This is a genomic window from Streptomyces sp. NRRL WC-3618 (assembly GCF_001280005.1).
Lineage (GTDB): Bacteria > Actinomycetota > Actinomycetes > Streptomycetales > Streptomycetaceae > Streptomyces.
Genome location: NZ_LGDW01000374.1, coordinates 1 through 293 on the forward strand (window position 1 = coordinate 1; position 293 = coordinate 293).

The window sequence follows — 293 nt, forward strand, 5'->3', positions numbered from 1 at the left end:
CAACCTGCCGCGAGCTGCGACCAGTTGAGCCGCGTCTTCCAAGGACCACAGTCCGGCTACGTACGCAGCCGTCAACTCGCCGATCGAATGACCACCGACAATCTCGGGACGTACCCCGAACGACTCGGCCAGGCGGTACAGGGCCACTTCCACCGCGAACAGCGCGGGCTGCGCGTACCCCGTCTGCTCCAACAGCCCGGCGTCCGTGCCGAACATGACGTCCTTGAGCGGGCGTGCCAGGAGGCCGTCCAAGTGGGCGCACACCTCGTCCAGCGCGGTGGCGAAGACGGGAA

At 67.2% G+C, this 293-nt stretch carries 1 protein-coding gene; it reads right to left on the bottom strand.

Annotated elements, in window-relative coordinates; all coding sequences use genetic code 11:
- Nucleotides 1-293, bottom strand: a 293-nt coding sequence (locus tag ADL01_RS26875) for an acyltransferase domain-containing protein (RefSeq protein ID WP_159049637.1), incomplete at both ends; no start/stop codon positions are given.